This is a genomic window from Comamonas sp. (genome assembly GCF_009360615.1).
In the GTDB taxonomy this organism is placed as follows: domain Bacteria; phylum Pseudomonadota; class Gammaproteobacteria; order Burkholderiales; family Burkholderiaceae_C; genus Comamonas.
This window is the reverse complement of record NZ_SPEY01000023.1, coordinates 233,917-247,316: the sequence shown is the minus strand read 5'-3', so window position 1 is coordinate 247,316 and position 13,400 is coordinate 233,917. Positions and strand designations below refer to the sequence as shown.

Annotated in this window: 17 protein-coding genes and 1 pseudogene; 17 read left to right on the top strand and 1 reads right to left on the bottom strand. The window is 61.2% G+C overall.

The window, feature by feature from the left end; translation table 11 throughout:
* Positions 1-9 precede the first annotated feature (9 nt).
* From E2583_RS08815 to E2583_RS08780, 8 genes are all read left to right on the top strand, one after another.
* On the top strand, positions 10-348 hold the full coding sequence (locus tag E2583_RS08815; protein WP_291594938.1) for a hypothetical protein: 339 nt from the start codon (positions 10-12) through the stop codon (positions 346-348).
* A 2-nt stretch (positions 349-350) separates the two neighbouring features.
* Positions 351-635 carry a hypothetical protein gene (locus E2583_RS08810; RefSeq protein ID WP_291594937.1) on the top strand — a complete coding sequence of 95 codons (285 nt, stop codon included), beginning with the start codon at positions 351-353 and terminating at the stop codon, positions 633-635.
* Entirely contained in the window at positions 635-892 is a 258-nt protein-coding gene (locus tag E2583_RS08805; RefSeq protein WP_291594935.1) for a hypothetical protein, read from the top strand. Before E2583_RS08810 ends, E2583_RS08805 begins: the two co-directional genes overlap by 1 nt.
* A 105-nt stretch (positions 893-997) precedes the next feature.
* The gene (locus E2583_RS08800) at positions 998-2,023 is read left to right on the top strand and encodes a recombinase RecT (RefSeq protein ID WP_291594932.1); all 1,026 of its coding nucleotides are present in this window, start codon (positions 998-1,000) and stop codon (positions 2,021-2,023) included.
* Positions 2,020-3,933, top strand: a complete 1,914-nt coding sequence (locus E2583_RS08795) for a YqaJ viral recombinase family protein (RefSeq protein WP_291594931.1) — start codon at positions 2,020-2,022, stop codon at positions 3,931-3,933. The genes E2583_RS08800 and E2583_RS08795 overlap by 4 nt, the downstream gene beginning before the upstream one ends.
* 48 nt (positions 3,934-3,981) lie before the next feature.
* Positions 3,982-4,254, top strand: coding sequence for an HU family DNA-binding protein (locus E2583_RS08790; RefSeq protein ID WP_003056801.1), 273 nt, complete (start codon positions 3,982-3,984; stop codon positions 4,252-4,254).
* Positions 4,255-4,328: 74 nt separating this feature from the next.
* Positions 4,329-4,622: a KTSC domain-containing protein gene (locus tag E2583_RS08785; RefSeq protein WP_291594928.1), complete on the top strand. Its 294-nt coding sequence runs from the start codon at positions 4,329-4,331 to the stop codon at positions 4,620-4,622.
* A 63-nt stretch (positions 4,623-4,685) separates the two neighbouring features.
* Positions 4,686-5,366, top strand: coding sequence for a hypothetical protein (locus E2583_RS08780; protein WP_291594926.1), 681 nt, complete (start codon positions 4,686-4,688; stop codon positions 5,364-5,366).
* A gap of 56 nt (positions 5,367-5,422) precedes the next feature.
* Here E2583_RS08780 and E2583_RS08775 read toward each other — a convergent pair whose 3' ends face one another.
* On the bottom strand, positions 5,423-5,680 hold the full coding sequence (locus E2583_RS08775; protein ID WP_291594925.1) for a hypothetical protein: 258 nt from the start codon (positions 5,678-5,680) through the stop codon (positions 5,423-5,425).
* A 75-nt stretch (positions 5,681-5,755) separates the two neighbouring features.
* On the opposite strand from E2583_RS08775, the gene E2583_RS08770 reads away from it, so the two are divergent.
* The 9 genes and pseudogenes from E2583_RS08770 to E2583_RS08730 all read left to right on the top strand — a co-directional run bounded on the left by E2583_RS08770 (position 5,756) and on the right by E2583_RS08730 (position 13,383).
* Positions 5,756-7,546, top strand: a complete 1,791-nt coding sequence (locus E2583_RS08770; protein WP_291594923.1) for a DNA cytosine methyltransferase — start codon at positions 5,756-5,758, stop codon at positions 7,544-7,546.
* Positions 7,547-7,604: 58 nt separating this feature from the next.
* Positions 7,605-8,546 carry a phage Gp37/Gp68 family protein gene (locus E2583_RS08765; RefSeq protein ID WP_291594921.1) on the top strand — a complete coding sequence of 314 codons (942 nt, stop codon included), beginning with the start codon at positions 7,605-7,607 and terminating at the stop codon, positions 8,544-8,546.
* 217 nt (positions 8,547-8,763) lie between these two features.
* Positions 8,764-10,155 (top strand): hypothetical protein, encoded by a 1,392-nt coding sequence (locus E2583_RS08760; RefSeq protein WP_291594919.1) that lies wholly within the window; start codon positions 8,764-8,766, stop codon positions 10,153-10,155.
* Entirely contained in the window at positions 10,155-10,445 is a 291-nt protein-coding gene (locus tag E2583_RS08755) for a hypothetical protein (RefSeq protein WP_291594918.1), read from the top strand. Before E2583_RS08760 ends, E2583_RS08755 begins: the two co-directional genes overlap by 1 nt.
* Before the next feature lie 197 nt (positions 10,446-10,642).
* Entirely contained in the window at positions 10,643-10,915 is a 273-nt protein-coding gene (locus E2583_RS08750; protein WP_291595042.1) for an ASCH domain-containing protein, read from the top strand.
* 1 nt (position 10,916) lies between these two features.
* Entirely contained in the window at positions 10,917-11,318 is a 402-nt protein-coding gene (locus tag E2583_RS08745; protein ID WP_291594917.1) for a hypothetical protein, read from the top strand.
* A complete protein-coding gene (locus tag E2583_RS08740) occupies positions 11,279-12,454 on the top strand; it encodes a site-specific integrase (protein WP_291594914.1) in 1,176 nt (391 codons plus the stop codon). Before E2583_RS08745 ends, E2583_RS08740 begins: the two co-directional genes overlap by 40 nt.
* Before the next feature lie 261 nt (positions 12,455-12,715).
* Positions 12,716-12,874 (top strand): annotated as a pseudogene (locus E2583_RS08735) (phospholipase); the annotation flags it as partial.
* Positions 12,875-13,101: 227 nt separating this feature from the next.
* On the top strand, positions 13,102-13,383 hold the full coding sequence (locus tag E2583_RS08730; protein ID WP_003454941.1) for a helix-turn-helix domain-containing protein: 282 nt from the start codon (positions 13,102-13,104) through the stop codon (positions 13,381-13,383).
* The last annotated feature ends 17 nt before the right edge of the window (positions 13,384-13,400 follow it).

The following is a 13,400-nucleotide window of genomic DNA, read 5'->3' as shown; positions in this document are numbered from 1 at the left end:
GAGCTTGGCATGCCCAAGATCACAGGTGAAGCCGTCGTGATGGTCGGCAAGTACACCAGCTTCAACCCAGCAAAGCCAGAGGAGACGCCAGCATACGGCTTCCATTTTTCCGGACCGCAGAGCCTGGATGAATTTGGTGAGCTCAATAGCATCTGGGCCAGCGATGGATGGGTGGTTGTGGGCAAGGCGCGCATCGAGATTGACCTGATCGAGCGCGACACCATGACCGCAAACGCTGTCACGTCTCTGCGCAAGCAAAAGGCCGCAGTGCTGGCTACCGCCCAGGCTGAAGCCACGCGTATCGAAGGCCAGATCCAGAGTCTGCTGGCGATCACGAACGAGGCCTGAGCATGAACGCCCGCCTCCCTGTACCACTGCGCCACGCCTGCCCGGTACCGGGAACGGGCGAAACGCTCTACCGCCTCATGCTGGCCGGCATCCCACTGGAATGCCTGATGGCTGGTGATGAAGAGGACGGAATCGAAGTCCGGGCCATCTGGCACCACGGCCAGGACATATCGGAGTTGCTGGCCCAGCAGTGCGATGAGCGAATCATCGAATGCTGGATTGAGCACAGCCGTGCAGAGCATGACGAAACCCGGATCGAACGATTCGCCAAGTTAGGAGCAAGCTGATGCCTTCCCCGATACAACTCCAGCGCCTCCCGCGCCGCAAGAAGCCCGTACCAAAGCGGGCTTTGTTGTTTCTGGCCCTGCTGCTGATAGTGCTGTGCACCTGGCTGACGGGCTGTAGCGCCCAGGCGGCTGATGCACCGATCACCACTCCAGCCGCCGACCTCAAGCGTGCTGCCGCCGGCGCGTGGCTTTGCCCGGGGATGCATGCCGAGTGGCTGGATGCGCAGACCGTTCAATGTTTGAAGGAACGCCCATGAACGAAGCGTTTGCTCTCCTGCTCATCGTTCCCACCTTTGCCGCCCTGGCCTGGAAACCATGAACCAACCCGATCACGAGCCCGGTACCGCCCGGGCTTTTCTTTTGTGGGTGGCCAGCAGCGCTGCCGCCCTCGTCGCCTTTATCACTCAAGTGAGGTTTTCATGAGCAATGCTCTTGCACATCAGTCGGTCACGGCCTTGCGCCCGGCCAGTCAGTTTGATCTGAGCCCGCAGAACTTTGAGCAGGCCCTGACCTTCTCCAACTACCTGGCCGACAGCGACATGGTGCCCAAGGACTTCAAAGGCAAGCCGGGAAACTGCCTGATTGCCATGCAATGGGGCGCAGAACTGGGCTTGAAGCCGCTGCAGTCATTGCAGAACCTGGCCGTTATCAACGGGCGCCCAGCCCTCTGGGGCGATGCTGTGATTGCCCTAGTGCTCAGCAGTCCTGTGTGCGAGTACGTGACCGAAGAAGACGACGGGCACACAGCCACGTGTCGGGTCAAGCGCAAAGGCGCACCAGAGCAGGTTCGCACCTTCAGCATGGAGGATGCACAGAAGGCTGGCCTGGCCGGAAAGCAAGGCCCATGGAGTCAATACCCAAAGCGCATGCGCCAGATGCGCGCTCGAGCCTTCGCCCTGCGCGACGTGTTCCCCGATGTTCTCCGCGGTATGCCCGTGGCAGAAGAGCTGCAGGACATGGCCAACACGACACAGCCGGCAGCCCAGGGCGAGCGCCACATGGGCCAAGCCGAGGTGGTCTTGCCTGACTACGACCAAGCTAAGTTTGACCACAACGTGGGCAAATGGGCTCAGTCCGTCGTTGATGGAATCAAGACCATGGCTGATGTTTTGGCTTGGCTCAAGTCCAAGGCAACCGTCACACCCTCCCAAGAGAAGCAGTTGCAGGAGGAGGTGGCCAAACGCAAAAAAGCAGCAGTTGAGCCTGCACTCGACGCGACTGCACCGGCTGTCGATCCCGCAAAGCTGGAAGCAGATATCAAGGCCTGCAAAGACCTGGACAAGCTCTACGAGCTGGGGGGCCTGATTGAAGCCGTGCCCGACCCCTCGCTGCAAGCAACCCTCACCGACCATTTTGATGCCCGAGTGGCAGAACTGGAAAAGCCATGACCATGCAAATCGTGAACCTCGTACAAGGCAGCCCCGAATGGCATGCCCACCGCGCCCAGCACTTCAACGCCTCGGACGCCCCAGCCATGATGGGCGCCAGCTCGTACAAGTCCCGCTCCGAGCTGGTCAAGGAAATGGCAACAGGAATCACACCCGAAATCGATGCAGCCACTCAGCGCCGCTTCAGCGATGGGCACCAGTTCGAAGCACTGGCCCGGCCGCTGGCCGAGCAGATCATCGGCGAAGACCTCTCGCCCTGCGTCGGCACCCGTGGCAAGTACTCAGCCAGCTTCGACGGCCTGACGTTCATGAACGATGTGGCCTTTGAGCACAAGACGCTCAACAGCACCCTGCGCGGCGTCATGGAGGCCGGCTGCACAGGTGCAGACCTGCCGCTGCAATATCGCGTGCAGATGGAGCAGCAGGCCATGGTCTCGGGATCCGAACGCATCCTGTTCATGGCCAGCAAATGGACCGACGAGGGCCTTCCCGTTGAAGCTCTGCACTGCTGGTACGAGCCCGACGCGGAGCTGCGGGCCCAGATCATCGCCGGCTGGGAGCAGATTGAAAAGGATGTGGCAGCCTACCAGCCCCAGCCCGCCGAGCCCAAGCCTCAGCCCGAGGCCAAGATCCGCGACGCACTGCCGGTGCTGCGCATTGAAGCCCGCGGCGAGATCACAACCAGCACCTTGGACAGCTTCAGGGTCGAGGTACTGGAGCGCATCAACAGCGTCAACGCGGTGCTGGAGACAGACCAGCAGTTCGCTGACGCCGACGCCGATGCGAAATGGCTGCGGGATGTCTCCAGTGCGATGAAGCAGGCCGGCAAGAAGGTGCGTTCCGACATGCAGTCGGTGGATGACGTGCTCAACGTGCTCGAGCAGCTGGACCAGATCGCCACCCGCAAGGCCATCGACCTGGAAAAGCGCGTCAAGTCAGAGAAGGATGTGCGCAAGCAGGTCATCGTCCAGGAAGCTCAGCAGGCGCTGGACGTGCATGTGGAGAGCCTGAACAAGCAGCTTGGCACCTACTGGCTGCCTCGGGTTGCGGGCGGATTTGCGGAAACGATCAAGGGCCTGAAGTCGTTGGACAGCATGCGCGACAAGGTTGCCGTGGCACTGACCAATGCCAAGCTGCAGGCCCAGACCACTGCCAACACCCTGCTGCTGAACCGTGACTTCCTTCGCAGCGATGGCTCGGGCCAAGACTGGATCACGCTGTTCCCGGACTTTCCAGCAATGGGAGTGAAGGAGCCTGATGTCTTCAAGGCCATGGCCACCATGCGCATCAACGACTTCAAGCAGGCCGAGGCCGAGCGCCTGGAAGCCGAGCGTGCCCGGATCCGCGCAGAAGAGGAAGCCAAGGCCAGGCGTGAAGCCGAAGCGAAAGCTGCAGCCGAAGCCGCTGAGCAGGCGCGCCAACTTGAAGCTGATCGCGCTCGCATCCGGGCCGAGGAGCAGCAAAAGGCCCAGGCTGATGCCGCCCAGCAGCGCCAGCAGGTGCAGCAGCAGGCCCAGGCTGCACAGGCCGATATCGCCCAGGCGGTACGGGCAAGCGATCTGGCCAAGCCACTGGCAGAGGATCTGGCCGGACTGGTCACTGAGCAGGCTGCAGAAGGCGTGGCCGGCATCGACGCTCAGCAGGCGATCAGCACTGCCCAGGCCAGCGCTGCAGCAGCTCCAGCCGCTGACGAACAGGCAGCAAAGCTGACTATTGGTCAGATCAATACCCGATTGAAGGATGCCGGCCTCGGTCAGATTTCAGCTGCAACCCTCGATTTCCACGGCATTCCATACGCCAAGGACCGCGGCTCGGTGCAGATCCCCGTCAACCAGGTCCGTCGACTGCTGCTGCTGATCTCGATGGGCACCCGCAAGCTGGCAGACGACCTGCAGAGCGCCACTGTTTAACCCCCCGTGCCCGGCAATCAACTGGGCATCCACCCCAAGGAGCATCCCGTGAACAAGTCCGACCTGATCGAACACATCTCCAAGAGCGCCGAAGTTTCCAAGCAGGCTGCTGATCGCGCATTGAGCGCCACTCTGGATGGCATCCGCCAAGCGCTCAAGAAAGGCAAGGTCGTCCAGATTATTGGCTTTGGCACTTTCAGCGTGGGCCGTCGCGCCGGCCGCACGGGCCGCAATCCGCGCACCGGCGAGAAAGTCACCATCGCAGCCACCCGCGTGGCGAAGTTCAAACCCGGCAAGCACCTCAAGGATGCCGTGAACTGACAAATTCCATAGCCACAAGCGCAAGCCCGCCCTCAACAAGCGGGCTTTTTTATTGAAATCTCAGAGACCTCATCATGAACGCCAAATTCGAAGCAGCTGCAGCCTTCACAGACAAGCCCTATGTGGCCATCCCCATGGAGCCGGTTGAATCCAACCAGGTCAAGGCCGTCGGCTATGACCCCGAAACCAAGACCCTGGCCGTCACCTTCACCCGCGGCCCGGGCAGCATCTACCACTACCCCAACGTGGAGCCCGAGCTGCACGTGAACTTCATGCAGGCCGAATCCAAGGGCACGTTCTTCGGCAAGAACATCAAGGAACTGCCGTTCGACAAGTTCCCCGCACAGGCAGCCACTGCCCAGGCCTGATCCCTTCCCGACAACTCCAGCAGGCCCGCCGCGCGCGGGTCGAATCGAATCCCAGGAGGGCCCATGGCCTTTGAACTTGCTGACCCAACCACCGTCACGATAACCAATGCGAACCCGCGGCGCGAGCTGCACGGCGAAGAAAAGGTGCGCGCCATCGATCTGGCATTCGTGCTCACCGGCGAAAACACCCTGCTCGACCAGATCGAGCAAGGTCTGCGCGAGCACCACTACTGCAACAAGGCACTCAAGGAGGGCCAGGAGGCGCTGCCGGGAGTGGATATTCCGCTGCCGAACCTTCGTCACCCCCAGCTGCCGCTGGCCTACCACTATGGCAAGGGCCAGAAATGGCGCGGCTATCGCTTCATCTGGGATTGGGGCCTGAACGAGGAGCATGTCGACTTCACCGACGCCGTGCTGTCCAACCTGCAGTACGAGCTCTCGGAGGGCGGCAGTGTCACGGTCAAGGGTACGATCTCGTACAACGGCGAAGAGCTGGAGAACAACGACTTGTTCGGCGAGCTCTCCGGCCTGGCCGCCGAGGGCGAGATCTCCATCAAGCTGCTGGCCCCTGCCGAACTGGTCCAGGCCAAGAAGGGCTACCGAGCTGGCAAACCCGATACGCCCTCTACGAGCTCCAACCCCAATCAGCGCGATCTGGATGATGACGCAAGCGACTCGGATGAAGAGCCAGAGCAGACACCAGAGCAGGCTTTCGCTGATGCCGTAAAGAGTACTACCACCTGACACCAGAGGCATGAGCACAGGGCGCGATGCGCCTTGTCCTGATTCCCCTGAACCCCTTACAGGTCGTCAACTCGCACTGTGACGGGCCGCCGACCTTGATCATGTATTTCTGCTGCCACTCTGTGGATCACCTGCCAATATTTTTGGTAAGCCGCTATGTGTTGTGCCTTTGCAGGAAGGTCACCGACCCCGGCAATGCGCGCAAGGGCATCGCCTTGGATGGCAGCTGAGCGAGGTTCCCCATTCACCCTGTACTCAAACACTACTTGGCGCGGGTTCATTTCATAGGCCGCTCCGGCATCCATCTCATCCATTCATATCTCCCCGCATAGAACTGCAGGAGTTTATCGATTGCCCGCCCTGTGCGGGCTTTTTTCATGAGCACAACGATGATCACCAAAGAAATCAAGCACTTCCACCTCTTCTGTGGTCTCGGCGGCGGTGCCCGAGGCTTCAATCGGGCCAGCCCGCGCGTGGGCACCCTGCAGGCTCGTTTCCGCTGCATCGGTGGGATCGACGTGGACTCAGCCAGCATCCGAGACTTCGGGCGCCTGACCGGCGTGCCTGGCACCGTGCTGGATTTGTTCGACCGCGAGCAGTACCGCACCTTCCACGGCAGTGAACCGCCGGCGGACTGGCAGGAGGCCACGGCCGCCGACATCCAGCGCGCAGCCGGCGGAGAGCGCCCGCACATCGTGTTCCTGTCGGCCCCTTGCAAAGGCTTCAGCGGCCTGCTGTCTGAGGGCAAGAGCAAGACCGACAAGTACCAAGCCCTGAACCGCCTGACCCTGCGCGGCGTCTGGCTGATGCTGGAGGCCTGGCACGACGACCCTCCCGAGCTGATCATCTTCGAAAACGTGCCCAGGATCGCCACGCGCGGCCGGCATCTGCTGGACCAGATCGTGGGCCTGCTGCGCTCCTACGGCTACGCCGTGGCTGAGACCACCCACGACTGTGGCGAGATCGGCGGCCTGGCCCAGAGCCGCAAGCGCTTCCTGCTGGTGGCCCGTCACATCGAGAAGGTGCCTCCCTTCCTTTACCAGCCTGATGCAAAGCCGCTGCGCGCCGTTGGCGACGTGCTGGGCCGCATGCTGCTGCCGGGCGACCTGCGCGCCGGGCCCATGCACCGCGTGCCCAGTCTGCAGTGGAAGACCTGGGTGCGGCTGGCATTCGTAGAGGCTGGATCCGACTGGCGAAGCCTGAACCGTCTGGCGATCGAGGATGGCCAGCTGCGTGATTACCTGATCGTGCCCGAAATGCATGCCGGCGTCCTGGGCGTCCAAGATTGGAATCGGACCAGCACCACCATAACAGGCAAGGGTCGGCCAGCATGCGGCAACTTTGCCGTGGCCGATCCCCGATTCGAACAGTCTGCGCTGTGGAAGGACGGCCAGGCCTATGGCGTGCGCCGGTGGAATGGCAGCACTGGAACCGTGGCCGGCCAGCAAGGTCCTGGCCAGGGCGCCTACAGCGTGGCAGACCCGCGCCATCACGGCCCGGCCAAGCACAGCAATGAGTTCCGCATCGTTCGCTGGGACCGGGCATCCATGGCTGTGACCAGTGCTCACGGAACAGGCCAGGCAGTAGCAGACCCACGCGGTGGCCCGAATCCCGACCTGCTGCACGGCAAGTATCCGGTTACGCCCTGGGCTGAGTCGGCACGCACAGTGATCGCAGGCAATGCCAATGGCGCATTTGCAGTGGCCGATCCACGTCCAGGCATGCGGCGTGAGGCCGGCGACCACTACCTGACCGGCGGCCACTATGGTGTCGTGCCTTGGGAATCTTCGGCCGGCGCGGTCAGTGCAGCGGCCTGTCACGACAACGGCCGCTGGACAGTAGCCGACCCGCGCGCCATGCCAGCGCCAGCCGAAAAGCTGGTCTGCCGGATCGTCGCCGAGGATGGAACTTGGCACCGGCCCTTTACCACCCTGGAGCTGGCAGCCCTGCAGAGCCTCGTCGACCCCGAAGAGATGCTGGAGCTCGACGGCCTGAGCGATCAGGCCTGGCGCGAACGCATTGGCAACGCGGTCCCAAGCGCCGCCGGCGAGGCGATTGCCCACGTCATGGGCGAGACGCTGCTGCTGGCCTGGGCCGGGGAAACCTTCCTGCTGTCGGCCCAGCCGATCTGGGTGCGGCCTATCGCCGTGGCCCTCACCTTGCCAGCAGCTTCTACATAAGCACAACCACGTCCGCCCCATGGCCTGCCTCGTGCAGGCCATTTGCATGGAGAAATCAATGGCTGAGAACAGCAAAATCGAATGGACAGACCACACCTTCAACCCCTTCATCGGTTGCACGAAGGTGTCCCCCGGGTGCGACAACTGCTATGCAGAGCACCTGATGGACAAGCGCATGCACAAGGTTGTATGGGGACCGAAGGGCGAACGGGTGCGCACCAGCGCCAGCAATTGGCGTAAGCCGCTGGCCTGGAATGCCAATCACGCGGCATTTTTTGCTGAGCACGGCCGTCGACAGCGGGTCTTCTGCGCCTCCCTGGCCGATGTATTCGACAACGCGGTGGATCCTCAGTGGCGCGAAGACCTGTTCAAGCTGATCGAGGCAACGCCAAATTTGGACTGGCTACTGCTCACCAAGCGCATTGGCAACGTGGGCAACATGCTTCCTGTGCCGTTCGACTTTGCGAAGCTCTACCCGCATGTATGGATTGGAGCCACGGTCGTGAACCAGGAAGAAGCCGACCGCGATATTCCGAAGCTTCTAGCCGTGGACGCGGCCGTTCGCTTCCTGTCAATGGAGCCGCTACTTGGGCCGGTGGACCTGGAGTATCCCAAGTCACTATGGCCTGACGGCCCCCCTATGTGTTGCAGTGGTCATGAGTGCGGCTGCATGGGAAAGCCCGCAGACCCGCCTTTGCTTTATGGGATCGATTGGGTGATCGTCGGTGGCGAGAGCGGTCCCGGCGCAAGGCCTATGCATCCCGACTGGGCGCGCTCACTGCGCGATCAGTGCCAGGCTGCCGGCGTGCCTTTTCTGTTCAAACAGTGGGGCGAGTGGATCGCACCGAGCCAGCACGGCGCTGCGCGCGCTGAAAACGGGTTTGCGCCGATCAAGGAGTTCGCCATGGTCGAAGGCCAAGGCCGCTACCACCTCGTCGGTAAGAAGGCCGCCGGCCGACAACTAGATGGCCGCACCTGGGATGAGGTGCCAACACCGTGACGACCGCAGCATTCAGCGCCCAGGCGCCACACATCCGGGCCGCCCTGGCCCAGGTAAAGCGCACCTACTGCGCCCCGCCCACCTTCGCCCCGGCCGAGAAAGTGACCGGGCACCTTGAGTGTCCGCGCTGCAAAAGCCGGCTGAATTTCACCGTCCTGACCAGCGGCGTGACCTCCGGCCGCTGCACATCCGGATCCTGCATTTCATGGAGCATGCAATGAAACAACCCGAAACTTGCGAAATTTCGCAAACTGCTGCCGGTGGCAAAGTGGACGAACTGGCCATGCTGGTGCGCCAGCTAGTCCAGTCTCTCCGCAAAGCATCACCGGGCAACGATCTTACCGATCGGGCCCTGGACTACCTCAAGCGCCACGGCCTGGCTGGAACATTCATGCGCGGAAATTCCACTTTTGTTCCAGAGAATGTTCCAACCCAATTTAAACCCAGCAAGGCCTCCGATGGTGTTGGAACATTGGACAGCGCCTGCAGATCAGAAAGTGTTCCAGCTCTGCAGGAAGCGCTTCGTGAAGCCAAGTACGCCATCAGCAGTATGAAGACGGAGGCAGAAACGGCCGCTCAAGGTGACGAACAGATGATGCTTGAGGCTTGCGAGCAGATCTCCAACGAGGGGCTGGAAGCCTCGCTGGCAATCGACGCTGTGCTCGGCACCTGGGACATGCACCAGATTCAGGAGCCAGCTTCAGTGCGAGCAGTCCAGCCCGTCATTTGCGACACCTGCAACGACCACGGCATGATCGGCGGCCCGAGTTTCTATGACCCAGGGGAAGGCGGCCAGCCATGCCCTGATTGCGAAGAGCGTCACCGCAACAGCTTGGCCGCCGGCGACCTGATGGCATGGGCCGCAGAGGTCGGCGGCAATCGCATCGCTGAAAACGTCGTGGAGATGACCCGCGAGGATTTGCAGCGGCTTATCGCAGAGCGCACGCCCCAGACAGCGCCCGCAGCCGTGGCGGTGCTTGATGAGCGCGCGGCGTTTGACGAATTTTTCCGCAAGCGCAACAGACTTCACCCAGACACGGACACAACTTTCCGCAGCGATGCTGCTGAGCCGTGGAGGTACTGGCAGGCACGCGCCGTGCTTGCCGCCACCCCGGCAGCCGCGCCCAACATGGTGAGCGTCAAGCAAGTGGATGCTAACAAATACTGCCAAATCCTCGCCGCGCTGGGCATGGAAGAGGAAGGCGATCCAGTTGCCGAGGTTCAGAACCTGCAAGCCCTGGCTGTGACCAGCATTCTTCTCGATGTTGTACCGGGGTCTGACGGCATGGGTCACGAGGTCTATGCAACCTCCGTGGAGGACGTAGTCGAAAAGCTGAGCGACCTTGGTAGCCGTCTTGAAGACTATCAGCTCGGGATTGCCGTCGCACCCCAGGCGCTGGCGGGCCATCGAGATGTGGCATTCGAGGCTGTGAGGCAGAAATTCTGCAAGCTGCAGCGCTATTCCTTCTTCCTGGATGACAAGGGCAACGTCCGCCGGACTCCAGATTACTGCGGCAACTGGGTCGAATTCGAAGCCGTGCACACTTTGTTTGAACCGGCAGCGGTTGAAGCTGCCCTCGCTGCCCAGGCAACCCAAGGGGGTGATTGATGGCCGCGATCACGCTTTCAAGCCGCCCCGTGTATCGCGCGCCAACAAAGGGGCGCGACTACCTGACTGCCCGCGCTGCAGCCAAAAATGAAGCCGACGCGATGCTGAACAAGAAGTATCCGCGAGAGCACCCCGAGTATGAGCAAGGCTTTTGCTATTTCTCCGGATGGCATTGGACCCAGGACAAGGATCTTGTGCGGGCTCATGCACGCCTTGTGCGATTCATTCTTCGCTCATTCAGAGCCGCTCAGCGCGCGCAGGCACAGAAGGAGCTGAGCAATGGGAAGTGATACCTCTCCCCCAGTTCAAGCAGGCATTCCACCGCTCCCGTGGTGGATGTACGAGAAAGCAGCCAAGGAAGGAGCGCAGCAAGCATGAGCACTGAAGCAGCAAAAGCAATTGGCGATGGCATTGCATGGCTGGGCTTCTGGCTTGCTGCCGGCGCTGTCCTTGTCGCCGCAATCATGAATGGATGGAAGCCATGGGAGTGAAGACCCTGCACCTGTCGCTCAAGGGCGAGTACTTCGATGCAATCAAGGCCGGCACCAAAGCGGAGGAATACCGCCTCGTGACCCCCTACTGGCGCAAGCGCCTGGACGGACGGCACTACGAGGGTATCGAACTGGCCAAGGGCTACCCGGCGCGCGATGACCTCGCTCGCCGCCTATCCCGCCCCTGGCGCGGCTACACGATCAAAACCATAACCCACCCGCATTTTGGCGAAAGCCCGGTGCAGGTGTTCGCTATCAAGGTGAATTGATATGGCCCACGACACCAACATACGCCATTTCCCCAGCACAGTGATCCCGGAGCAGACCTTATCGGTCGAACGCCAGACGATTACACCGATTACCAGCCGCCCTCCAGGCGGCTTTTTCGTGGCCAAACCGGAGAAAACCATGAAACAGACTGAAACAGCTACTGCAGCAACTCGGGATACCGTGCGCACCGACCCTGGCCAGGAACCCAGCGTTGACTGGGTGCTGGCCGAGAAATATGAAGAGTTGACCGGCGTCACACCCATGGCTGTGCACAACCGCCGCCGCGCTGGTGTCTGGCTGGACGGCAAGCATTGCGCCGTGGTCGCCCGCCGCCTTTACGTAAACATCAAGGAAGCCGACAAATGGATCCAAAGCCAAATCTCCCCACGCCGCCTGGCGTAACAATCCGGGTCAAAGCCACGGTACAGCGCATCCAGATCGCTTTCTCGTGGCAAAAGCAACAGTGCCGGGAGCTGTTGCCACTGGGCCCGATCAACAAGTCCAGCATCCTGTACGCCGCCAACCTCCGTGCGGAAATCAAACGCCGTATAAACGATGGCACGTTCAAATATGCGGACTACTTCCCAGACAGCCCCAAGGCACGCGGGCCCGACAAGGTCAGTCAGTCGCTGCAACACAAGCTGCAGGCCCAGCTCGACCTGTATGAGAAGCAGGTGGCGAACGGGAAAATGTCCCCCGCCACCTACAACGGATACGCCAAAGCGATCAACAGCTCCCGCATGAAGCACTGGCATGGCAAGCAACTGCACGAAGCCACGCCCTCTGAACTGCGCGACTGGATCAGCGAGATGGACTGCACCAGCAAGGCCATCCGTAACTTGCTGACTCCGCTGCGTAGTGTGTTCGAGGACGCCTTGAACGACGGGTTGATCGAGTACAACCCATTCGACCGCATCGCCCTGGCCAAGCTGATCCGCCAGAACAGCAAAGCCAGCGACTATGTGATCCAGCCATTCACGCAGGCCGAACGCGAGCAGATCCTGCTGGCATGCCGCGAGGATGAGCGACCGATGATCCAATTTTGGTTCAACACCGGCCTGCGGCCCGGCGAGCTCCAAGCACTGCGCTGGGAGCACATCGACGTGGATCGGCGCATCGCCAGGATCGTGCTCAATCAGGTTGTCGGCGTCATCAAAGCGCCCAAGACCGAGGCCGGTAAGCGAGAGGTAGAGCTGAACGCGGAGGCCATGGAAGCGCTGAGACTCCAGCGGCCGTTCAGCCAGATGCGCGGACACCGGGTATGGCTGAATCCGCGGACACTGCAGCCGTGGACTACGGACGCCCAGATCCGCAAGACGCTATGGCTGCCTCTCATGGAGCGGTCTGGAATCGAATACCGCAACCCGTATCAAATCCGCCACACCTTCGCGTCGACCCTGCTGACGGCCGGAGCCAACCCTTGGTATGTGGCCCAGCAACTGGGGCATGAGGACGTGGAGATGGTATTTCGAACCTACGGTAAGTTCATCCGCGAGGACTACCAGAAGCCCAAGGCCACCCTGAAGGCCGTGAGCTGATCCGTGCGAATCGGTGCGATCCGCTGGTGTGAAATTGGCGTGAATCTGGTGTGAATTTCGCCGCAATCTCAGGCAATCTGAGAGCAAAAGAAAACGCCACACAGTGGGGATTCCATTGTGTGGCGTTGTTTGAGGTGGTGGTGGAACACGGAACCGAACCCGCGTCCGTAATCCGAACTAAATAGTAACGCCTTGGCCTTGAGGACGTGGATTCGATGATTTGGCCAAAATCGTCCTGCGCTGCCACTGGGCTTCTTGGGTAACGCGATCCGCAGCGACGACTGGGCCATTCCGCACATTGGCCTGAGCAGTCTCGGGGAAATCGTCGGCTGGGCGCGCCCAGACGAGTTTCCGCCAAGGAACATGCGCACGAGCAAGGGGCTGCGGGCGCTCGGTTACAACGTGAGGATCGGTGTTTGATCTGCGGCCGTGGGCGGCGCCCGCAAGGTCCCGATCAACCCACCGTCCCCTGCGCCGGACCGGCCCGCCCTGGCATACCGTCCTTGAAGATTTGAGTCACATCAATCGGCCAGCAGGTCGCTGGATGTTGACTCTTGACTTTCGGCATGTTAGGCGCAATATCTTGCAAAGTCTTGCAAGAATTTCCTCGAGCGAGGCCGCGTGACGACGGAACTTGTGGGGGTGGTATGACAGCGCGCCAGCAGGCGATCTTCACACTCGACGAGTTGGCTACCTACTTAAAGGTCGGCAAGCGGACGCTTTACCGGCTCGCCGCGCACGGGGAAATTCCGGCCTTCAAGGTCGGCGGGACGTGGCGGTTTCGTCAAAGTGAAATCGATCAATGGATCAATGATCAGATCCAAGCAGGCAGAAAGAAGGAGGTGATACGCACAGATGAGCAGCCGAAGTCAGCGAAACATCCCGTGTTGCCTGGGCGCGCTATCCATAGCCGCAGGCAAGCGGATTGAGTGAGTCTTCAATTGAT

Coding starts and splice junctions, on each gene's coding strand:
- E2583_RS08810 (WP_291594937.1), top strand. CDS start 351: ATGAACGCCCGCCTCCCTGTACCACTGCGCCACGCCTGCCCGGTACCG.
- E2583_RS08815 (WP_291594938.1), top strand. CDS start 10: ATGCCCAAGATCACAGGTGAAGCCGTCGTGATGGTCGGCAAGTACACC.
- E2583_RS08730 (WP_003454941.1), top strand. CDS start 13,102: ATGACAGCGCGCCAGCAGGCGATCTTCACACTCGACGAGTTGGCTACC.
- E2583_RS08745 (WP_291594917.1), top strand. CDS start 10,917: ATGGCCCACGACACCAACATACGCCATTTCCCCAGCACAGTGATCCCG.
- E2583_RS08760 (WP_291594919.1), top strand. CDS start 8,764: ATGAAACAACCCGAAACTTGCGAAATTTCGCAAACTGCTGCCGGTGGC.
- E2583_RS08785 (WP_291594928.1), top strand. CDS start 4,329: ATGAACGCCAAATTCGAAGCAGCTGCAGCCTTCACAGACAAGCCCTAT.
- E2583_RS08775 (WP_291594925.1), bottom strand. CDS start 5,680: ATGGATGAGATGGATGCCGGAGCGGCCTATGAAATGAACCCGCGCCAA.
- E2583_RS08780 (WP_291594926.1), top strand. CDS start 4,686: ATGGCCTTTGAACTTGCTGACCCAACCACCGTCACGATAACCAATGCG.
- E2583_RS08770 (WP_291594923.1), top strand. CDS start 5,756: ATGATCACCAAAGAAATCAAGCACTTCCACCTCTTCTGTGGTCTCGGC.
- E2583_RS08795 (WP_291594931.1), top strand. CDS start 2,020: ATGACCATGCAAATCGTGAACCTCGTACAAGGCAGCCCCGAATGGCAT.
- E2583_RS08765 (WP_291594921.1), top strand. CDS start 7,605: ATGGCTGAGAACAGCAAAATCGAATGGACAGACCACACCTTCAACCCC.
- E2583_RS08740 (WP_291594914.1), top strand. CDS start 11,279: ATGGATCCAAAGCCAAATCTCCCCACGCCGCCTGGCGTAACAATCCGG.
- E2583_RS08805 (WP_291594935.1), top strand. CDS start 635: ATGCCTTCCCCGATACAACTCCAGCGCCTCCCGCGCCGCAAGAAGCCC.
- E2583_RS08755 (WP_291594918.1), top strand. CDS start 10,155: ATGGCCGCGATCACGCTTTCAAGCCGCCCCGTGTATCGCGCGCCAACA.